The organism is Paenibacillus amylolyticus, from assembly GCF_051136285.1.
GTDB lineage: Bacteria > Bacillota > Bacilli > Paenibacillales > Paenibacillaceae > Paenibacillus > Paenibacillus amylolyticus_F.
The window spans coordinates 1263645-1283894 of the sequence record NZ_CP194938.1; the positions used below are offsets into that span (position 1 = coordinate 1263645).

The following is a 20250-nucleotide window of genomic DNA, read 5'->3' on the forward strand; positions in this document are numbered from 1 at the left end:
ACAGAGCTTATCGAAGGGGATATGTAAGCATGCTTGAGGAGGTATTCAGAAAAAGCTGTTCCGATCGATTGCCCGGAATTACAGGAAGGAGCTGAGACCAAATCTCTATTGCAAAATAAAAAAAGACCACATGTATGTGGTCTCAAATGAAGTTTTTATTCAAATAACGTTAGCTTGTCCTTGGCAGGAATACGCTCTTTAGCAGACGGAATAACGTCGGGATATCCAATATAGATCATACCAATAATTTTTTCTCCAGGCTCGATGCCAAGCGGCTTCCGAAATTTAGGCGCATATAAAAAGGGTTTGGTTACCCAAAATGTACCGATCTTCTCACTCCATGCTGCAAGCATAAAGTTCTGAACCATGGCGCTGACTGCGGCAAAGTCCTCATCCCAAATCGCTTGTCTCGGATCTTCTTCCAGAACGACAAGCAAGATGGCAGGCACCTGCTGCACACTCGACGAAAACTTGTTATCCTCGCCCATCTCGGCTTCAATGGCCTCTGCGAGCTTTTTGCGTCCTTTGCCATTGAACAATACAAATCTCCACGGCTCACGCAATTTATGGTTAGGCGCCCACACGGCTGTATCCAGCAAATCGATGATCTGCTCCGTTGGAACAGCATCTTTTTTAAACTTTTTGACTGTACGCCGATTCTCAATCGCATGGCGTACTTCGTTGCTTGGGTTATTCGTTTTACTCATGGGTCATGCCTCCCTCTCCAAATAGTACACGCCAGTTTACATCATTCATTATACACCCTTCTGCTGAACAGATTCAAAAGAACGAGCAGGTTAAGAAAAAACAAAATTCTGTGGAACTTGTTGTTACATATGAGATATGAAATTTGAGATTTAGTATATAGAGAGACATTCACTGATTTGCTCTGCTGTTGAAACCAAAAAAGATGGGCTGTAGACATTATCGTTGTCTGCAAGCTCATCTTTTGAAACGTTCGGCTAAAAGTTAAAACGCATTCTCTACATGATTTACGGAACTAATCTCCCCGACATGGTTAATCATGACCGCAATAACATCAAATCGAATCTGACGAGCATGCTCTTCGTTCATTTGAATGTAAATCGCAGCCGTCGAACGCACTTGTTGTATTTTTCGCTGATCGACCGACTCTTGCGGGGTTCCAAATCGCGAATAAGAACTTCGGCTTCGAACCTCAACAAAGATTAACAACTCTCCACGAGATGCGATAATGTCCACCTCACCACTACGACAACGCCAGTTTCGCTGAACGATACAATAGTCCTGTTCCTTTAACCAGCGGCACGCCTCATCTTCGCCTATTCTTCCCTTTTGCTGACGAGTCAGTCTGCCATTCGGCTTCTGTCCAGATCCCGGTTCTACCATGTTTCGCCATCACCACCTGAGGCAAGTCGATCGGCTCGATAAACATAGCTTAACACCTCTGCCACCAGTTGATACAACTCTGCCGGGATCTGTTCATCCAGATCCAGCTTGGAGAGTACTTCCACAAGTGCGGCATCCTCCTGCACAGGTACGCCATTTTCCTTTGCTTTGTCCAGAATGGCTTCAGCCACTTTGCCCCGTCCCTTAGCAACAACGACCGGTGCCTCACTCTCTCCTGGAACATATTTCAGTGCAACTGCTTTTTTGGATAACAGCTCCGGTTGTGGTGATTCCTCTTTCATACCTTGAAATCCACCCCTTTGTATCGCTCAGGGCTATAATCTGCTGCGGTCATTTTACGCTCTGCTCCAGGCTCTTGTCCTGCAGGCCAAGGTTCTGCCCTGAAGGTCAATAACTGATACCCGAGCTTGTCGAGCGATTGATGGATTACTTCGCGTCCACTCTCCAAAAGAGCACCCATTTCCTCACGATCATTAAGGACTCGCAAGCTGACAATATTATTTACTACATGTACATCGACAAGGGTATGTCCCAAACTCCTCATGTCCAGATCAAACAGCAAACGGCAATTGGACGCGTCCAGTTCCCCGCGCTGACCACGGCGTGACTGAATCTGCACAGAGGCCGTCTGTTCTCCGTCCGGACCGGTAATCGGGATAAACCAATGCATCTGCGCAAAGGCTGCACCGCGATCCGTTGTAAGCAATAACTGCTGACCTGTCAGGTATTGTACAGCTTGAGTGGCGGCATCTTTCAGCGCCGCCGGGGCACTGTCGCTGCTGGCAAGCTGTAGCAGCAAGCCCTTGAGCGTGTCCGCATTCGCCGGACTCGCCACTTCACCCACGCGCGGCTGCATCGCCGCGCCGTGAACGGCCTGCTGCTCGTGCTCCGCACCGAGCAGCTTCAGCACGCGCCCCACCCACGGGTCCCCCCCGTGGGTGACAGGCGCGTGCGCTGCCGCCGCTCCCACAGGTGCGGCGGCAACACCGCCAGCCGGCAGCGCATCAGCGCCGGCTGGCACGGGCTGCGGCGAGCCTGTGGCAGCCGCTTGGCCGCCCTGCTGCGCAGCAGGGGCGGCCTGTGCTGCCGCGCCCGGCTGTGCCGGTGCGGCAGCGGACGCGCTGCGCAGCGCGTCCAGCAGCGCCAGCAGCTTCGGCGCCAGCTGTGCTGGCGTAGGCGCCGCTGGCGCTGCCTGGCCTGCTGCGGACGGCGTCGCCGCAGCAGGCGTGTCTGAGCGGCCGTCTGCACGCACGGCCGCAGCTTCTGCCGTCCCGGTTGTACCTGGACGGCTCACAGCTTGGCCCGCCTCAGCAGCGCGCGGGCCTTCTCCAGGTATTCCGGTGCCCGCCGGAATACCTGCATTCCCTTTGCCAGCCGTCTCAGCCTGGCTGGCAACACCCTTCGCAGCAGCCTCAGCACCAGCCTGTCCACCATTCACCTGGCCCGCATGCAGCGGTAGGTTACCTTTAACCTGCTGCTGCGTGCTTTCCGCTGAATCTTCCGCGCCAGCTACCTGTGTGGTCTGAACCTGATTCTGCTGTGACGACAAAGGAGTTGCGACTGCTGCTCCTGCCCCCGGACGGCTCACATGTACCACCGCTGTGCCCTCCTCTGGTTGAACAGCAACATTAGGAAGAGTAACAGACGCTCCTGATTGTCCTGGAACGGTCCCAGCTTTAGAGCCTGGCGCTGCTTCTCCGCCGGTTGCCAATTTTCCTGACATTTGGGACAACAATGACTCTAGCTGATCTGCCAAACCACTTAACAACTGATGCAAAGGAGGCCCAAATACAGTCTGATGTAATCCTTTCACCGTTTCTGCTGTAACAGGCAGGCCACGTTGAAAAGCAATTCCTGCCGCCTGTACCCATTCCTCCACAGGCACTTGTGCAGGTTTGGCTGCCATCATGTTTTGCACCATAGATACATTATCCTTGGTCAGCGGCAGCCCACTGCGTTGCATGGCAAGCAGCAGTTCACGGTTGTCTTTTGTATCAGTTAAGCCTACCTCTTGTAACAGATTATTCAGTGAAGCCTGCGGTAATTCTGTAAGTGAACCCGCAACGGGTTTCATCACGGTTATCCCATTTTCTCCTGGTGGCTGAACCTGCAGTAGTGTCGTCTCACCTGGGCGGAGCGGAGTCTCCAGTTTGGCACGCACCTGCACACCTTGAATCTGGAGAACAGCGTCTCCTCCATCATCTGACACGCTGACAACAGAGCCACGAACGACCTGACCTTCCTTTAATTCAAGCGCCTTGGGATTTCCAGGTTTACTATCTCCCATTAAACCACGAATCATGGAGCTGATATTCAACGCGCTCTCCCTCCTTTCCGTTCCCTTTCAGTTAAAACAACGTTTGCTGCTCGCCGAGTAAATTACCGAGAAAGCTGCGCCGATGCATCGGTGTTGCCCCTCGCGCCATAATCTGTTCCCGATGAAATTGTGTGGCGTAGCCTTTATGTACCGACAGACCGTATTCAGGGTATAACGTATCCCATTCTTCCTTGCATAGCCGATCTCTTGTTACCTTCGCTATGATCGAAGCAGCTGCAATAGATTGACTGTTTGCATCCCCTTTAATGATAGACAATTGTGGTATATTCATATCTACCTTTTCTGCATCCACTAGCATGTAATGAGGTGTTACATCAAGTGCCTCTACCGCACGTTTCATCGCTAGTCTGGCCGCCTGTTTAATATTTAGACGATCCACCGTTTCAGCGTCTGCATATCCCACGCCAACGGCCGTCACATTTTCCATAATGATGTCATACAGCGCTTCCCGTTTTTTTTCTGACAGCTTTTTAGAATCATTAACGCCTTCCAAAATAAGCCCTTGGGGCAGGATCACAGCCGCTGCAACAACATCACCAAACAAACATCCACGCCCCACTTCATCGATTCCTGCGATATATTCAAACCCGCTTCCCCAATACTCTCGCTCATACAATAACAGATCTTTAGGTTCGCTGGTTTCTTTTTTCTTTTTCTTCGGCTTACTCTGCTGATCTGGCAGTGCAAGCTCCGCTGTTTCCTGGTTTGCTGTCATTCTGTTCATCTCCCTCACACGTTTCATGCATCTGTGTAATCCCAAGTAATGTATAATAATTAGACGTAGACAACACATCTTTGTTCTGTTTAACCACAATCTTACACACTGTTTCATATTAAAAGTATTATATAAAAAAGATCTTGATGTCTTCATTTATCGGTCATCGTCAGCCTAAATTGAATACATACAAACTCATGTTCTGCAAATTTGCACCATCATTTATCATATCATGATTCCAGGACACCTCATATACTGAACAAACAATTCCACCAAGCACACTTTCCTTCGAATATTTACCAGCCAGATAAGCATTTTCAAGTCCCGATTAACCTTCAGTAGAGTAGGAAACTGAAATTTCATCGGAGGGCGTAGACCCTCTTTTTACTTTTCCAGCTCCCCCTCATCAAACCGTACGTGAGGTTTTCCCTCATACGGCTTTCCGATGCTCTTCTTCCTGTGGCATTACGGATTTTTTTTTTTTTTTTTTTCATCCAGCCAGTTTCTTTAGTCCTGCCAGTTCAGCCGTTGTTGCTGCCTGCCGGGACTTGCTGTGCTTATGGCGTCGGTTTCGTTTTTTGTTCCAGAACAGGGTTAGTCGTCTTCGGATATACCAGTCGATTTTATTCAGAAACTTGGTCGCAAAGACATCCAGTCCATAGTAGTTCTTCCAGCCCTGTATTTTCGGGTTGAGTTCTAGGATATCTGGTTCATCGTCCAATACAGACGATTCCTCGGCTCGGTGATTTCTTTGACTCTTTGCCTCATGGTCTTCATCGCTTTTCTTGTTGGATAGCTGCGCAAGACATAGGCTTCTTTGTTCCCTTTCAGCTTCTTCGGTATTTTCCGGTGATGCATCCCCAGAAAGTCGAACCCTTCCTGGTCTCCCCACAGGTTCAGCACCTTTGACTTCTCCTTGTTCATCTCCAGCTCGAGTTTTCCGAACACGGCCTTCAACACGTGGATGGCCTGCATGGCTTGTTCTTTGGTTTTGCACAGGATCACCAGGTCATCGGCGTAGCGCACCAGGGTTCCGATTTCTGTACACTTCTTTTCCCAGATCGCATCCAGGTAGTTCAGGTAGATGTTCGCCAACAGCGGGCTAATGACCCCGCCCTGTGGCGATCCAATCTCGGTAGGGTACCACTGTCCATCTTTCATGAATCCTGCTTTTAGCCATTGACGAATCAGCTTTAACATCCGCTTGTCGCTGACGCGCTGCTGTACCAATTGCATCAGCTTTTCATGAGGGATGTTGTCAAAGTATCCTCGAATATCGATGTCTACCACCCAGTACACACCTTTCCTTACCGCTCGCCGGATATGGCGAATCGCATCATGCGCACTTCGCTTCGGACGAAATCCATAGGAGAACGCCTTGAAGTCTGCTTCGAATAGGGGCTCCAACACCATTTTGGCTGCCATCTGCACGACTTGATCCGCAATCACGGGGATACCCAGCGGGCGAGTCTTCCCATCTGGCTTTGGAATCTCTTTCCGTCTTGCAGGCTGGGGCTGGTAGGTTCCCGTTTTCAGCTTATTTCTCAGTTCCTCCACAAAGCGCCCGGCTCCATATGTCTGAACGATGGTGTCCAGTGTCACTCCATCGACACCACCACTCCCCCCACTCGCTTTGACCTGTTTCCATGCTTCCCAAAGAACATCCTCTCGATAAACCTTGTCATATAATGCATGAAACCGGCGCCTCGGATGCTCCTTGGCCGCCAGGTATAGTACGTTTTGAAGTTGTCGAGCTTTGACTTTGGTGTAGTTAGCCTTTTGGGCATTCACTGACTCTTACCTCCTTCAGTACATGAACAAAAGCAGGGGTCCTTCCCTTCATGAGGTTGTGTTGTCCTCATTTCCACGGTACTATGTCCCCCTCCGACTCCCTTCCCGCAGCTTCCCATTTCGCCTTTCCAGCTTATAGGTCAGCTCTTTACGAAAAAAAACTTCGTGCGGGGGAGGGTCTCCCTAGTTCCAGACCCAACTTTCTCCACATGCCGCTCCCCTTACACCGGAGGGTTCTTCCGCGCTGCACTTCCAAGGGCTTCACGCGTTCCATGGCCTTCGCCCAATGTCTCAGGACTCGGCTCCCTCTTGTCCTAAAAAAAAGGTTCTTTTTAACGATGCGGCAGGATTCACTTCATGTTACAGCCTGTGGATTTGCTCGCACTTCCTTACGAAGTTACTTTGTCACGGAGCTTCAACCTTAGGATTTCTCCACCAGTTGCCCGTCAGCTACGAGGCGACTTGGCTCTTACCTCGACCGGACTTTCACCGGCTAGTTGTGTCTAGCTTGGCTAGGCGCGCAAACACAAAAAAAGACCGTTCCCGGTAACCCGGTAACGGCCGCTTCTTTCGGCTCTTGTGTTGCTTTTTTATTAATAAGGAGCTTCCATTGAGAAACGTCCCATCTTGCCTGCACGTAATTCCCGTAGAAACGCACGAGATGCCTTCTCCAAATCAATACGCCCACCGCTAATCACACACCCGCGGATTCGGCCGACCTTCTCCATAATAGCAATAACGTTGTCCGGATCGTCTGCATCTTTAGAGAACTCCTGAAGACCATATCTCTCTTCCAGGGCGTCCCAATAATAACGCATCAGATAACTGATTCCAAAGAACGCAATATCTTCTGCATTCAGGATTTCTTCTTTGATCGCACCCGTTACAGCAAGGCGATAACCGACATTTTGATCTTCAAACTTCGGCCACAAAATACCTGGCGTATCCAGCAGCTCCATTTCCTTACCCACTTTAATCCACTGTTGCCCTTTGGTTACACCCGGACGATCTCCGGTCGCAGCAATGCTTCGTCCAGCCAGCCGGTTGATCAATGTGGATTTGCCGACGTTCGGAATACCAACAATCAATCCCCGTACAGCACGGGGGTTAATGCCTTTTGCCAGTTGACGATCAATTTTTTCCTTCAGAAGAAGCCTTGCCTGAGTAGGAATATCTTTGACATTTGTACCTGTCGAAGCATCCACAGGGAAAGCCGTAATGCCTTCTTTTTTAAAATACTCAATCCACTCTTGCGTCACTTTGGCATCTGCCAAATCCGACTTATTCAGCAAAATCATGCGGGGTTTATCCATCAAAATCTCGTCGATCATCGGATTACGGCTGGAGACAGGCAGACGGGCATCCAATAGTTCGATGACCACGTCAATGAGCTTCAACTTGTCCTGAATCTGTCGTCTGGCTCGGGTCATATGACCTGGAAACCATTGTATCGTCACCTTGTCTTCACCTCATTTAATACATAATTTGAATCTTAGTGGTTAATCCACTTAATTTCTCCAATTGGCCAGAAAATAACATCCGCACGACCAATAATATCTTTAAGCGATACATAACCGATCATCCGGCTGTCGGTACTGTTCGGTCGATTGTCTCCCATGACAAATACATGACCGGGCGGCACTTTACCATCAGGGAATTGTTCGTTCGGGAAATCCTTCACGTTATAGGTGCCACCAGTGGCTTCCGCTGCATCAATAGCACCCTGGATATAGGTTTCATTAACCTTTTGTCCGTTAACGGTTACCGTATCCCCTTGAACCTGCACTGTATCTCCCTCAACTGCAATAACACGTTTGATGAAATCTCGCCCTTCGGAAGGTACATGGAAGACGATAACTTCACCACGTTTTGGCTCACGGATATCATACAGAATTTCATTAACAATGACCCGTTCTCCTGTGGAGAAATTCGGTTGCATGGACGGCCCGTCCACAACGAAGGGTTTAAAGAGCAGCCAGCGAATGAGAATGACCAGCACAAGTGCAATGACAATAGCCTTCAGCCACTCTACAATTTCGTTTTTAGCTTTTTTGGATCGATTATTTTTTTCTACGGCAGGTGTGCCCTGGTCCTGTTGAACTTCTTGTTCCATTCAAGATCTTCCTCTCTTCACAGTACATGATTATAGCAGTATACATCCAGCTTATTTGCATCATCCCTAACCCATGTTTAGGGAAAGCAAATACTTAACCCAGTTATGTAATTCTTGCAGCCAAGCATTACAACAGTACATTGAACCACAATTCAAATGCCTTGAATAACTGATGTCACAATCCTCCCGGACTTTACGCCGCATATCCGCCATACCATTTTACTCGGAAGTGTACCTCCGGTTCAACTTTTCCCGGACAAAAACGAAAAGGGCTTGTCTCCAAGCCCTTCCCGGTATCCGTTATATTAACGAATTTCTTTAATTCTCGCTGCTTTACCGCGTAGTTCACGAAGATAATAAAGCTTCGCACGACGCACTTTACCACGGCGAGCCACTTCGATTCTATCGATTTTAGGGGAATGAAGCGGGAAAGCTCTTTCCACACCTACACCGTAAGAAATTTTACGAACTGTAAAAGTCTCACTGATTCCACCACCACGGCGTTTAATCACAACACCTTCGAACAATTGGATACGCTCACGAGTTCCCTCGATTACCTTAACGTGCACTTTCAAAGTGTCACCAGGACGAAAACTCGGAATATCTTTACGAAGTTGTTCTTGTGTAATCGCTTGAACGATATTCATCTATGACTCCCTCCTTCCGTACAGGCGTTCATACTTCTTCCAGAGATCACCTTGTCTCCTTCATTATCCATAGAGGACCGCCGTATTCCACATAACAGACTTATTGTATCACGCAGCATATCAAAACACAAGCAAAAATAAACAACTATTGTACTTGAGCAGTATGCACTCGTAAAAGCTTCATTACCAGAGCATACTGAAGGAGCTAACCCGCAACCACTTGTTCATCCCCTAAACAAGAGTTGAAGATTGCAGATGAAGGGTTTAAGAAATCAATCTCTGTAAAAGATAAAATACTGTAACTTTCCTTAATAGAAGATCGTCTATCATGTAGTTTAAAGCTCATGATCATGAGCAACTCATAATATACAGAAATAGATGAACATTAAAGGAGAACCAGGAGAGACATGAAGTACTCAAAAAAAATTATACTACTCGCACTTGCCTTGCTCACATGTACCGTCACATTATATGCTTATGCTGTTAACCATCCCACCAACGCGTTATCTCACAAAGCCTGCTCGTCTTGGAATCTCGTACAACGTAAAATCTTTACGTTGTCTCACTCTGACTTTTCCATGCACTCCAAGCTGGATCGCTCTAACTTTGTTATCAAACAAGGCACAGCTGCAGAAGTTCCTGTACTCATGTACCATTATGTTACGCCAAAGCAGGACAATCATGAACCTAACAATAAATCCATCATTGACTTGGAAGTCTTCGAGCAAAATATGAAGTATTTACACGATAACGGATACCGAACCGTCACGCTCGCCCAACTTGAACAGTATGTTAATGGTGAAATTTCGCTACCTGAAAAATCATTTGTCATCACTTTTGATGACGGATATCAAAACAATTATACGCTGGCCTATCCCGTACTTAAAAAATATCATTTCCATGCTTCACTTTTTGTAATAGGAAGCCGAATTCAGTCTACACCAGTGGCGTTTGATCCCAACAAAAAAAGTGATATCTCAAAGCAAGAGATGCAGGCTGGAAGCGACGTATTTGAATATAATAGCCACACATTCAACCTGCATCACAAAGGGTATATGGTATGTGGAGACGATCTGCCGGTTACCCTCGATACCAGTCTACTGGATCAGGATATTGAACAGATCAAACATATGGGTATTGATACTCCATATATCGCTTATCCATACGGTTATTTCAGTGCACAGATGATCTATAAGCTGCAACAACACGGATATCGTATGGGTTTCACCGTTATTCCCGGTTTTGTTCGTCCAGGTGATTCGCCCATGCTTCTGCCGCGCCTGACGGTTACGAATGACACCGATCTACCTACCTTGCTACGAACGGGTACCAATACGCACGGGAAGGGTATATAGTCAACACTCTAAATGAATCCATCTTATGCTACCAAAATAAAAAGCCGATTAGTACAGTCTCTGCTGTACTTTCGGCTTTTATTTACTATTTCTTATCTTGTTCAGAGCGGTACTTCTCCAGCCATTTCCGTTCTTTCTCAGTCAGATCAGCCGTCTCAAGCAGTTCCGGTCTGCGCTCCAACGTACGAATCAGGGACTGCTCTCTACGCCAAGCCTCGATATTCAAATGATGCCCAGACAAAAGCATATCAGGCACCTTCATACCTCTAAATTCAGGTGGGCGGGTGTAATGAGGGTATTCAAGCAATCCTGTACTGAATGAATCCGTCACCGCACTTGTCTCATTGCCAAGAACACCTGGGATCAATCGCACAATACTATCAATGGCCACCATGGCAGGAAGCTCGCCGCCCGTCAGAACATAGTCACCAATGGATAGTTCATCCGTCACCAGGAATTCACGAATACGTTCATCATACCCCTCATAATGACCGCATATAAAAATCAGATGATCTTCCTGAACCAGTTCTTCTGCTTTTTTCTGTGTGAATGTCTCACCCTGCGGACACATCAGAATAATCCGCGGAGCTTTCATCATGGCGGCAGCCTCTCCGCGCTGCTCCAGGACATCTTCTACCGCAGCAAAGATCGGATCAGGTTTAAGCACCATGCCCCCGCCCCCGCCATATGGAGCATCATCCACAGTGTTATGTTTATTGGTTGCGTAATTCCGGAAATTGGTCGCCCCCAGCGAGACAAGCCCCTTTGCCTGCGCTTTACCGAGAATGCTCGTTCCAAACACACCATCGAACATTTCCGGGAATAACGTCAATACATCAACCTTCATGTTACAGCAGTCCTTCCATCAGGTGAATCTTGACCTGCTTTTGTTCCACATCAACATCCAGAACGACATCATCTATAACAGGGATCAGCACTTCTTTTCCAGCTGGAGTTTTGACCACCCATACATCATTTGCGCCCGGTGTAAGGATCTCCGAGATCGTTCCGAGTGTCTCCCCCTCTTCCGTAAGAACGGTACATCCTACGATCTGGTGAAAATAATACTCGCCCTCCTCCAGTTCAGCAAGGTTTTCCTTGGATACTTTTGCAATGCTGCCCTTGAATTTTTCTACTTCGTTAATGTTTCCATATTCTTTCAGACGAACAATATACATATTTTTATGCAAACGCGAAGATTCCACCGTAACGAGTACTGGATGATTATCCGGGGTAAACAAATACAGTTCTGCATTTTTGGCGAAACGAACTTCCGGAAAATCAGTCAAAGGCATGATTCTTAACTCGCCCCGAATACCGTGAGTATTCACAATTTTACCTACATTCATAAACTCTGCCATACAATCCTCCTACGAAATTCAATCAAAATAACAGGTAACTCGACTCTCGTACAGCCGTTCCGGCAATGGTTCGTTCTTACGATCGCTGTTACCCCCTCATTTTTAGATCAATCTCTAAAAGGTGAAAATGAGGTGATAAAGGCGAACGCTAACGCTTCTCCAGAATCGATTCCATCCCCTACACTGCTCCCGAAGTCATGCATACCTAAAAATATTTTAATTCAATATCTAATCCAACATATTAAGTTCAGCATGCACGAAAAGGGGCTAGGACATGCATCCTAACCCCCTTTCGTATATCTTTAAGATATGATATCAACGGTAACCCGTTTATCCATCTTAACTGCTGCTGATGTGACGACCGTACGAAGAGATTTTGCGATTCGTCCCTGTTTTCCGATCACTTTCCCGACATCGTCAGGATGCACCGTTAACTCATAAACGACAATCCGGTCTTTCTCAACCGTCCGAACCGTCACATCATCCGGATGATCGACCAAAGCCTTAGCAATTATGCTTACTAATTCTTCCATAGATGACCCTCCGAATCAGCACCTTATTTAGATAATTTAGACTCGTGGAATTTCTTCATCACGCCCGCTTTGCTCAGCAAGTTGCGGACAGTGTCAGATGCTTGTGCACCGTTTTGAAGCCATTGCAATGCTTTATCTTCATCGATCTTAACAACAGCCGGTTGTTCAACCGGGTTGTAGTAACCGATCTCCTCGATAAAACGACCATCACGTGGGGAACGGGAATCCGATACCACGATGCGGTAGAAAGGAGCTTTGTGAGCACCCATACGTTTCAGACGAATACGAACTGCCATTTGAAAATTCACCTCCTTCAATGAAATCTATATCTCATTCAGCCTTAGATTCAATCAACGGAAAGGAAACTTCATTCCTTTGCCAAGACCTTTCAGCTGTTTCATCGCTTTGTTCTTACCGCCTTTAGGACCCATCATGTCCGAGAACTGCTTCATCATACGGCGCATCTCGTCAAACTGCTTGATCAGACGATTCACCTCTGCGAGCGATGTTCCACTTCCAGTTGCAATACGCTTCCGGCGGTTATGGTTAATCATATCCGGGTTACGTTTCTCTTCGGTTGTCATCGAATAGACAATCGCTTCGATCCGGCCCATCTGTTTGTCATCCACCTTCAGGTCTTTGGCCTGTTTCATCTTGCCCATGCCCGGAATCATATCCATGATCTGGTCAATCGGTCCAAGCTTCTTCACCTGATCCATCTGCTCCAGGAAATCCTCGAACGTGAATTCTGCATTACGCATCTTACGTTCCATTTCCTTGGCTTTTTCGGTATCGATGTTAGACTGTGCCTTCTCAATCAGTGACAACATGTCACCCATACCGAGAATCCGTGATGCCATACGTTCCGGATGGAATGGCTCGAGTGCATCAAGTTTCTCTCCGAGAGAGGCAAACTTGATCGGGCAGCCTGTGACTGCTTTGACCGAAAGTGCCGCACCACCACGTGTATCGCCGTCCAGTTTGGTCAGGACAACTCCTGTCAAATCAAGTTGCTGATTAAAGTGTTCCGCCACGTTAACCGCATCCTGACCCGTCATGCTGTCGACAACAAGCAAGACTTCATCGGGATTCACTACGCTGTGAATCTGACGCAGTTCTTCCATCAATTCTTCATCGACATGCAATCGTCCTGCTGTATCAACGATAACATAATCGTTTCCGTTGTCTTTTGCGTGCTGCAGACCTTGACGTGCAATCTCTACCGGGCTTGTCTGATCACCAAGTGTGAACACAGGCGCCTTAATCTGTTCTCCCAGCACTTGCAGCTGTTTGATCGCAGCCGGACGATAAATGTCACCCGCAACCAGTAAGGGTCTGCTGTTTTGCTTTTGCAACATTTTCGCCAGTTTACCGGATGTAGTCGTTTTACCTGCACCCTGTAAACCAACCATCATGATCACCGTAGGTGGTTTGTTTGCCTTAGCCAGCTTGGCTTGACTTCCACCCATCAGATCCGTTAACTCTTTGTTAACGATGTCAATGATGACCATTCCGGGTGTGAAGCTATCCATCACTTCTTTGCCGACAGCCTTCTCTTTCACTTTGGCGATGAATTCCTTGACCACTTTGAAGTTTACATCCGCTTCAAGCAATGCCAGACGTACTTCACGCATCGCTTCGGCTACGTCTTCATCAGACACCTTGCCTTTGCCGCGCAGCTTGCTGAACACATTCTGCAATCGGGTCGTTAATCCTTCAAATGCCATGATCCCACCTCCTTAAGCTTAAATACGTTTTTCAGACCGATTCGTCCCACCTGTCTGTAACAGTAACTATTCGGTCAGCTGTGCGACGAGATCGTGTATTGGTTTGTTGTTATCCATGGTAACGCCAGCGCGTTCCAATGCATGTTGTAAATCTTCAAGGCAGCGGCTGCGTCTCTCATACTTCTCCAGCAAGCCCAGCTTGCTTTCGTAGTTTTCGAGCACTTGCTCAGCACGCTTAATATGTTCGTATACCGCCTGGCGGCTGATCTCAAACTCGGCTGCAATTTCACCAAGTGAAAAATCATCATGAAAGTAATATTTCAGAAACGTTTGCTGTTTCTCTGTAAGCAGTGATTCATAAAAAGCAAAAAGCAAGTTAATCCGGTTTGTCTTCTCAAGCCGGTTTTCTTGACTCATATCGGGGCACTCCCTTCGTCAAGGAAAAACACTTTACACTCTTGCAACGTTCCTAATAATACCTAAAACAAATCAGGATGTCAAGCAAAAATACTTGTCACAAGAAAAAGAGAGACAAAGCCCGGCGACGAGGGTACAAAAACACCACCTGAAGGTGCTCTGCAAGCTTATTTTCATAGCTATGCTTTGACTCATTTATAAGATTCTATACACCAGAATTAAAATAAAAAAACGAAGCGTCTCCAGTAAAGAGACACTTCGTTTAGTCGTCTAACGAAGCGGGGTCAGATAAATAATTACGGCAAAGAAGTGAAGAATGCTTCCTGCCAGCACAAACAGATGCCAGATCGCATGATGAAATGGAAAACCTCTCCATACATAGAATAACGTACCTAGTGTATACATCAGACCTCCGGCAACCAGCAGCACAATTCCACCTGTCGGTATGGCCGTCACAAGAGGCTGCCAGGCAGTAACAATCAGCCAGCCCATCGCGATGTAGAAGATCGTAGACATAAACAGGAACTTCTTCGTGAAAAATGCTTTGAAGATTACTCCCGCCAGAGCAATGCCCCAGATGATACCGAACAACGTCCAGCCCAGTGTTCCTCGAACAGCGACGAACAAAAATGGCGTGTATGTGCCTGCAATAAACAGGTATATAGAAGAGTGGTCAAAAAACTCAAACAAATCTTTGGCTTTTCCCTCTTTGAGCGCATGCACAAGTGTTGAATTGGTATACAGCATTAACATCGTAATGCCATAAATCGTAAAACTGACAACATGCCAAGCCGTGCCTTTCATACTGGAAAATACAATTAACAGCACTAACGCAGCTACACTGAGCGCAGCACCAATTCCATGTGTCACGGCATTGGCGACCTCTTCACGACGGGAATAGGTATAGGTATTGGCCATATCAACCTTCCTTTCTAACCCATTACGATTACATTTCGGTTACATTCCATTATACACGTATTGCCGATGCATTACACGTGAGCTCTCACATGATGCAACGGCAATACACGTACATGGTTATTCGTTCAGGCCCCGATCAGGCCTGTGTATTCTCGTCTTCACCGTCCTCTGCCGGCTGCTCCTGAATTAATCCTGCGAATAGCGCATGTACGAACTGCTCGGAGTCAAACTCCTGCAGATCATCAATCTTCTCTCCAAGACCAACCAGCTTCACAGGCAAGTCTAGCTCCTGTCGAATAGCAACGACGATTCCACCTTTGGCTGTTCCATCCAGTTTAGTCAGAACAAGACCTGTCACCCCACTTTTCTCTCCGAAAAGTTTAGCCTGGTTCAAAGCATTCTGTCCTGTCGTTGCATCCAGCACCATCAACACTTCATGCGGCGCACTTGGAATCTCACGTTGAATGACACGATAGATTTTGTTTAACTCGTCCATCAAATTGCTTTTATTTTGCAAACGTCCTGCAGTATCACACAACAGCACGTCGGCTCCGCGTTGTTTTGCAGCTTGTACCGCATCATACATGACAGCCGCAGGATCAGAACCAGATTGTTGCTTGATCACGTCCACACCTGCGCGCTGTCCCCATACTTCAAGCTGCTCAATCGCTCCGGCACGGAACGTATCCCCTGCAGCCATGATCACTTTTTTGCCCTGTTGCTTGAAACGATGCGCCAGTTTGCCAATTGTTGTTGTTTTACCAACTCCATTCACGCCGACAAACAAGATAACCGTGATACCGTCTGGATTCATTTTCAGCTCATTGTTTTGCTCACCGCGAAGCAGATCCGTCAGCTTCTCAGACAATACAGGCTGCAATTCAGCCGCATCCTCGATTTTACGTTTTTTTACTTCCGCTCGCAGGTCTTCAATCAGATTCATGACCGTATTAACGCCTACGTCCGCTCCAATCAAAATTTCTTCGAGTTCCTCGTAGAACTCCTCATCTATTTTTTTGCGGCGAATGACCAGATCGGTTACTTTCTCCACAAGCCCTTTACGGGTCTTTTCGAGTCCATCCTTGAATTGTTTGGTTACCGACTCCGTTTTACTTGCAATGCTGTCTCTCAGCTTTTTAAAGAAACTCATAAAGCCCCTCCGTCGTGTACATAATCAAATCATAATGATTTTTGTAAGAAATAAAATGAGTCATGCTCTGCGGCTGTGTGCATATCCAATCAGGCAATCTCAGCTTCCTCATCTTCCAGTTTAACCGAAACGAGCTTGGATACTCCGCCCTCTTCCATCGTAACCCCGTACAGGACATCTGCTTCTTCCATCGTGCCCTTTCGGTGGGTGACCACAATAAATTGTGTTTGTTCAGAGAACTCGCGCAAGTACTGGGCAAAACGAACAACATTGGCCTCATCCAGTGCAGCCTCAACTTCGTCCAGTACGCAGAATGGTACAGGTTTTACATGCAGAATAGCAAACAGTAGAGCCATAGCCGTTAAGGCCCGTTCTCCACCTGACAACAGCTGCAGATTTTGCAGTTTCTTGCCTGGCGGCTGTGCTACGATATCAATCCCTGTATCAAGAAGTCGCTCAGGATCCATCAGAACAAGATCGGCACGTCCTCCGCCAAACAACTTCGTAAATACGGTACCGAACTCACGGCGGATGGCATCAAACGTAAATTTGAAGCGCTTCGCCATTTCATCTTCCATTTCCTTGATGACCTGATACAATGTCGTTTTGGCTTCCACCAGATCATTCTTCTGTTCGTTCAGGAACTCATACCGCTCATTCACCCGTTGGAACTCTTCAATCGCACCGAGGTTCACCTCGCCAAGAGCCGAGATGGCACGTTTCAGCTTCTGAACCTCTGCCTGGGTACTTTCTACATCCTCAGGTACAGGATATCGCTCTTTAGCAAGCTCATAACCTAATTCATATTCATCGGTCAGCTTACGCAAAATGTTTTCCAGTTCAACATCCAACCGGTTTACGGAAATTTCAGTCTGACGCATCTGCTCTTCTACCGCTTTGAGCTGTGTGCGCTGCTCCTTCGTTTCACTTTCGGCCAGCTCCAGTTTCTTCGACAATTCACTCCGGGCAGCTCGTTTGAAGTCCAGCTCCTGAGATGCCTTTGCCTTTTTCAACTTGTATTCGTTCAAATCTTCAATCTGTCTTACACTCTCAGTCTGCGTTTTCTTGAAATCAGCTTCCATCGAAGCTAGCAACGTACGATTCTGGCGAAGATCTTTTACAAGAGAATCGACCTCACGTTCCAATCTCCGCAGTTGCTCCTCATTAGAAAAGCGCTCCTGATCCAGCTTGCCTTCCCGCACTTTCAGTTCGGTCAGCTGGCTTTGCAATTCTTCTTTTGCAGACTCATTCGCCTTCCGGGCAAACTCTGCCGCGTGAATCGCACGGTGTGTCGCTTTCTCCTCTTCCTCAAGCTGCACGAGCTTTTTCTCTGCTTCAACCCGGGATTGTTCCAGTTCCTTGATCTCTTCCGTGAAGCCACTCTTTTCCTGCCCCGCCACAGCAACTTGCTCCAGTACATGGCGCAGTTCATGTTCAATTTGCTTCATTTCCATAGAGGCCTGCTGTTCCGCATTCCGGGTATCGTCACCAGACTGACGGAGCTGATCCAGCTTGTTCTGGCACTGCTCTAACTGCTCCTTCACATCATCCACACTGAGATGCAACTTCACAATCTGCTGCTCGGTATCCACTATATCCTGATCTAGCTGATCCAGCTGCCGCTTGCGACTGAGCAAACTGCCATTTTTTTTGTGCTGACTTCCGCCTGTCATGGAACCGCCAGCATTAACGACATCCCCCTCCAGGGTCACAACACGGAAACGATACTGACAACGTGCCGCAATTTTATTCGCAAACTCCAGCGTCTCTGCAATGATGACATTGCCAAGCAAGCTGCCGATAATAGAGGCATATCTGGAATCATACTCCACAAGTTCTGCACCGATGCCCACAAAACCGTCCATGCCCTCCACCATTGAACGCTCACCAGCACCGATTGCCCGGGGGCGAATAACGTCCAGTGGCAGGAAGGTCGCACGTCCCAATTGACGCTGCTTAAGGAAAGCAATCGCCTGCCGTGATACCGCTTCGTTCTCCATTACAATATGCTGCAACGCAGCACCCATTGCCGTCTCTACAGCAAGCTCAATCTTCTCGGGAACTTTGACGAGTTCTGCCACAGCGCCATGTACCCCGTTCAAGGTACCTTTACGCGACGCCTTAAGCACTTCTTTTACACCCAGCATAAAGCCGTCAAAATCATCCTGCATTTCTTTCATCGTATCCCGGCGGGACACCTGCGCCTCACGTTTTTGCTCCCATTTTCGCACAGTGCTCCGGCTTTCTTCTAGAAGCTTTTGCAGAGACTGCAGTCGCTCACTTTCCGAAATATATCCCCCGCGCAGTTCACTGATTTCCTTACCTAGTTGGACAACCTTTTTTTGAATTTCAGCTTTCCGGCTTTCCAGCGTTTGTTTCTGTTCTTCCCATTTGCCGGATTCCTCTGATGCACGGTTCATCCTGCGCTCTATCGTTTCTTTCTGCTGGTCTACGTAACGAATTTCGTTTCGAGCCTGTGCCATTTGATTCATCAGTTCCAGCAGGTTTCCTTTCAGACTCTCCTCCTGCTGCTGACTTATTCCGCCGGTAACACCGACCAGCTTGGCTTCTTCTTCAGCCAAACGATTTTTCACATCCGCAAGCTCCATTTCAAGCTTGCCGAACTTTTCACGCAAGGCAAGTAGTTCGGCTTCACGCTCGCGATGTTTTTCCTTACTCACCGCCAGTGTTTCCCTCAATTGCTCCTGGTTCGCTTGCAGATGACGTGTACGTTCCCGAAGCAATTCACCGAGACCTTCGCTTTTCTCAGTTGCTTCACTGAACTGCAGCAGGGCAGATTGAAGTTCCTCTGTCTCTGCTTCCAGCAAACGCAGTGCATTACGATCATTTTCAAGCTTTGCATCATGTGTTGAAACAATCGCAGCGAGACCTACCTCTTCCTGTTTGAGCGATTTCAGCCGTTCACTTGCTTTGCTCCAGGAAGCATGAATCTGTTCAATCTGATACACATACATCGAGATTTCCTTCGATTTCAGTTCGGAACGAAGCTGCTTATAATGCATTGCTTTCTCGGATTGTTCCTTAAGCGGACCAATCTGATCTTCCAATTCGGTCACAAGATCGTGAATACGCAGCAAATTCTGCTCCGTTTCATCCAGCTTACGTGTGGCATCCCGTTTGCGGGATTTATATTTAACAATACCTGAAGCCTCTTCAAAGATCCCACGGCGATCCTCGGAACGAGTACTCAGAATCTCCTCAATTCGTCCTTGACCAATAATCGAGTAAGCCTCTTTACCAATCCCCGTATCCATGAATAGCTCGGTAATATCCTTCAGACGACAAGATTGTTTATTGATAAAATACTCACTGTCCCCGCTGCGATGAACACGACGAGTCACGGTCACTTCACCGAAATCCAGAGCTAATGCATGATCCTCATTGTCGAGCGTAAGTGAAACCTCTCCATAGTTGACCGCTTTACGTGCATCACTGCCTGCAAAAATAACATCTTCCATTTTACCGCCACGCAGTGACTTTGCACTTTGCTCCCCCAATACCCAGCGAATCCCATCGGATATATTACTTTTACCGCTTCCGTTCGGACCTACAACCGCTGTAATACCACGAACAAATTCCATTTCCGTTTTGTCGGCGAATGACTTGAATCCACCCAATTCAATTCGTTTAAGAAACATAGGGCTTCTCGTCACCTCCTCTTGCAAATTTCAAATAATGCTTTCAGCACCTAGTTAAAGATCCGAAGATTATCCCGAGTCTCTTTACAAAAAAAAGAGCAAAAAGCAGTCCGGCCGATACTTCCGCCGGGGCGGGC

20 protein-coding genes are annotated in these 20250 nt (G+C 47.5%); 1 reads left to right on the forward strand and 19 read right to left on the reverse strand.

Annotated elements, in window-relative coordinates; genetic code table 11:
• Positions 1-155: 155 nt before the first annotated feature.
• The 10 genes from ACR8BL_RS05650 to rplS all read right to left on the reverse strand — a co-directional run bounded on the left by ACR8BL_RS05650 (position 156) and on the right by rplS (position 8993).
• Positions 156-707, reverse strand: coding sequence for a nitroreductase family protein (locus tag ACR8BL_RS05650; protein ID WP_434751699.1), 552 nt, complete (start codon positions 705-707; stop codon positions 156-158).
• Between the two features lie 262 nt (positions 708-969).
• The gene (locus tag ACR8BL_RS05655; RefSeq protein WP_434751700.1) at positions 970-1368 is read right to left on the reverse strand and encodes a YraN family protein; all 399 of its coding nucleotides are present in this window, start codon (positions 1366-1368) and stop codon (positions 970-972) included.
• Positions 1362-1670 carry an EscU/YscU/HrcU family type III secretion system export apparatus switch protein gene (locus ACR8BL_RS05660; RefSeq protein ID WP_434751701.1) on the reverse strand — a complete coding sequence of 103 codons (309 nt, stop codon included), beginning with the start codon at positions 1668-1670 and terminating at the stop codon, positions 1362-1364. The genes ACR8BL_RS05655 and ACR8BL_RS05660 overlap by 7 nt, the downstream gene beginning before the upstream one ends.
• Complete coding sequence (locus tag ACR8BL_RS05665) at positions 1667-3706, reverse strand: DNA ligase (protein WP_434751702.1); 2040 nt, start codon at positions 3704-3706, stop codon at positions 1667-1669. Before ACR8BL_RS05665 ends, ACR8BL_RS05660 begins: the two co-directional genes overlap by 4 nt.
• A gap of 31 nt (positions 3707-3737) precedes the next feature.
• The gene (locus ACR8BL_RS05670) at positions 3738-4442 is read right to left on the reverse strand and encodes a ribonuclease HII (protein ID WP_434751703.1); all 705 of its coding nucleotides are present in this window, start codon (positions 4440-4442) and stop codon (positions 3738-3740) included.
• A 490-nt stretch (positions 4443-4932) separates the two neighbouring features.
• Positions 4933-5163 carry a group II intron maturase-specific domain-containing protein gene (locus ACR8BL_RS05675; RefSeq protein WP_434751704.1) on the reverse strand — a complete coding sequence of 77 codons (231 nt, stop codon included), beginning with the start codon at positions 5161-5163 and terminating at the stop codon, positions 4933-4935.
• Positions 5139-6233: a group II intron reverse transcriptase/maturase gene (gene ltrA, locus ACR8BL_RS05680; RefSeq protein ID WP_434751705.1), complete on the reverse strand. Its 1095-nt coding sequence runs from the start codon at positions 6231-6233 to the stop codon at positions 5139-5141. The genes ACR8BL_RS05675 and ltrA overlap by 25 nt, the downstream gene beginning before the upstream one ends.
• A gap of 593 nt (positions 6234-6826) precedes the next feature.
• The gene (gene ylqF / locus ACR8BL_RS05685; protein WP_434751706.1) at positions 6827-7690 is read right to left on the reverse strand and encodes a ribosome biogenesis GTPase YlqF; all 864 of its coding nucleotides are present in this window, start codon (positions 7688-7690) and stop codon (positions 6827-6829) included.
• Between the two features lie 35 nt (positions 7691-7725).
• Entirely contained in the window at positions 7726-8346 is a 621-nt protein-coding gene (gene lepB / locus ACR8BL_RS05690) for a signal peptidase I (protein WP_434751707.1), read from the reverse strand.
• A gap of 305 nt (positions 8347-8651) precedes the next feature.
• A complete protein-coding gene (gene rplS, locus ACR8BL_RS05695) occupies positions 8652-8993 on the reverse strand; it encodes a 50S ribosomal protein L19 (protein WP_024630190.1) in 342 nt (113 codons plus the stop codon).
• Between the two features lie 407 nt (positions 8994-9400).
• Here rplS and ACR8BL_RS05700 point away from each other — a divergent pair, with 407 nt between their 5' ends.
• Positions 9401-10348, forward strand: coding sequence for a polysaccharide deacetylase family protein (locus ACR8BL_RS05700; RefSeq protein ID WP_434751708.1), 948 nt, complete (start codon positions 9401-9403; stop codon positions 10346-10348).
• An 85-nt stretch (positions 10349-10433) separates the two neighbouring features.
• On the opposite strand, the gene trmD is transcribed toward ACR8BL_RS05700, so the two are convergent.
• The 9 genes from trmD to smc form a co-directional block, all read right to left on the reverse strand.
• Complete coding sequence (gene trmD / locus ACR8BL_RS05705) at positions 10434-11195, reverse strand: tRNA (guanosine(37)-N1)-methyltransferase TrmD (RefSeq protein ID WP_434758334.1); 762 nt, start codon at positions 11193-11195, stop codon at positions 10434-10436.
• A 1-nt stretch (position 11196) separates the two neighbouring features.
• A complete protein-coding gene (gene rimM / locus ACR8BL_RS05710) occupies positions 11197-11709 on the reverse strand; it encodes a ribosome maturation factor RimM (protein WP_434751709.1) in 513 nt (170 codons plus the stop codon).
• A gap of 302 nt (positions 11710-12011) precedes the next feature.
• Positions 12012-12242: a KH domain-containing protein gene (locus tag ACR8BL_RS05715; protein WP_434751710.1), complete on the reverse strand. Its 231-nt coding sequence runs from the start codon at positions 12240-12242 to the stop codon at positions 12012-12014.
• A gap of 23 nt (positions 12243-12265) precedes the next feature.
• Entirely contained in the window at positions 12266-12538 is a 273-nt protein-coding gene (gene rpsP, locus ACR8BL_RS05720; protein WP_434751711.1) for a 30S ribosomal protein S16, read from the reverse strand.
• A 54-nt stretch (positions 12539-12592) separates the two neighbouring features.
• On the reverse strand, positions 12593-13969 hold the full coding sequence (gene ffh / locus ACR8BL_RS05725; protein WP_434751712.1) for a signal recognition particle protein: 1377 nt from the start codon (positions 13967-13969) through the stop codon (positions 12593-12595).
• A 66-nt stretch (positions 13970-14035) separates the two neighbouring features.
• The gene (locus tag ACR8BL_RS05730) at positions 14036-14386 is read right to left on the reverse strand and encodes a putative DNA-binding protein (protein ID WP_434751713.1); all 351 of its coding nucleotides are present in this window, start codon (positions 14384-14386) and stop codon (positions 14036-14038) included.
• A 270-nt stretch (positions 14387-14656) separates the two neighbouring features.
• On the reverse strand, positions 14657-15304 hold the full coding sequence (trhA, locus tag ACR8BL_RS05735) for a PAQR family membrane homeostasis protein TrhA (RefSeq protein WP_434751714.1): 648 nt from the start codon (positions 15302-15304) through the stop codon (positions 14657-14659).
• Between the two features lie 136 nt (positions 15305-15440).
• Entirely contained in the window at positions 15441-16454 is a 1014-nt protein-coding gene (ftsY, locus tag ACR8BL_RS05740; RefSeq protein ID WP_434751715.1) for a signal recognition particle-docking protein FtsY, read from the reverse strand.
• 89 nt (positions 16455-16543) lie between these two features.
• Positions 16544-20113, reverse strand: coding sequence for a chromosome segregation protein SMC (gene smc / locus ACR8BL_RS05745; RefSeq protein ID WP_434751716.1), 3570 nt, complete (start codon positions 20111-20113; stop codon positions 16544-16546).
• Between the last annotated feature and the right edge of the window lie 137 nt (positions 20114-20250).

Bases quoted from the DNA above. Each gene is read 5' to 3' on its own strand.
- ACR8BL_RS05715 (WP_434751710.1), bottom strand. From the start codon at position 12,242: ATGGAAGAATTAGTAAGCATAATTGCTAAGGCTTTGGTCGATCATCCG.
- lepB (WP_434751707.1), bottom strand. From the start codon at position 8,346: ATGGAACAAGAAGTTCAACAGGACCAGGGCACACCTGCCGTAGAAAAA.
- rplS (WP_024630190.1), bottom strand. From the start codon at position 8,993: ATGAATATCGTTCAAGCGATTACACAAGAACAACTTCGTAAAGATATT.
- rpsP (WP_434751711.1), bottom strand. From the start codon at position 12,538: ATGGCAGTTCGTATTCGTCTGAAACGTATGGGTGCTCACAAAGCTCCT.
- ffh (WP_434751712.1), bottom strand. From the start codon at position 13,969: ATGGCATTTGAAGGATTAACGACCCGATTGCAGAATGTGTTCAGCAAG.
- ACR8BL_RS05670 (WP_434751703.1), bottom strand. From the start codon at position 4,442: ATGACAGCAAACCAGGAAACAGCGGAGCTTGCACTGCCAGATCAGCAG.
- ACR8BL_RS05655 (WP_434751700.1), bottom strand. From the start codon at position 1,368: ATGGTAGAACCGGGATCTGGACAGAAGCCGAATGGCAGACTGACTCGT.
- ACR8BL_RS05730 (WP_434751713.1), bottom strand. From the start codon at position 14,386: ATGAGTCAAGAAAACCGGCTTGAGAAGACAAACCGGATTAACTTGCTT.
- rimM (WP_434751709.1), bottom strand. From the start codon at position 11,709: ATGGCAGAGTTTATGAATGTAGGTAAAATTGTGAATACTCACGGTATT.
- ftsY (WP_434751715.1), bottom strand. From the start codon at position 16,454: ATGAGTTTCTTTAAAAAGCTGAGAGACAGCATTGCAAGTAAAACGGAG.
- trmD (WP_434758334.1), bottom strand. From the start codon at position 11,195: ATGAAGGTTGATGTATTGACGTTATTCCCGGAAATGTTCGATGGTGTG.
- ACR8BL_RS05650 (WP_434751699.1), bottom strand. From the start codon at position 707: ATGAGTAAAACGAATAACCCAAGCAACGAAGTACGCCATGCGATTGAG.
- ACR8BL_RS05660 (WP_434751701.1), bottom strand. From the start codon at position 1,670: ATGAAAGAGGAATCACCACAACCGGAGCTGTTATCCAAAAAAGCAGTT.
- smc (WP_434751716.1), bottom strand. From the start codon at position 20,113: ATGTTTCTTAAACGAATTGAATTGGGTGGATTCAAGTCATTCGCCGAC.
- trhA (WP_434751714.1), bottom strand. From the start codon at position 15,304: ATGGCCAATACCTATACCTATTCCCGTCGTGAAGAGGTCGCCAATGCC.
- ACR8BL_RS05700 (WP_434751708.1), top strand. From the start codon at position 9,401: ATGAAGTACTCAAAAAAAATTATACTACTCGCACTTGCCTTGCTCACA.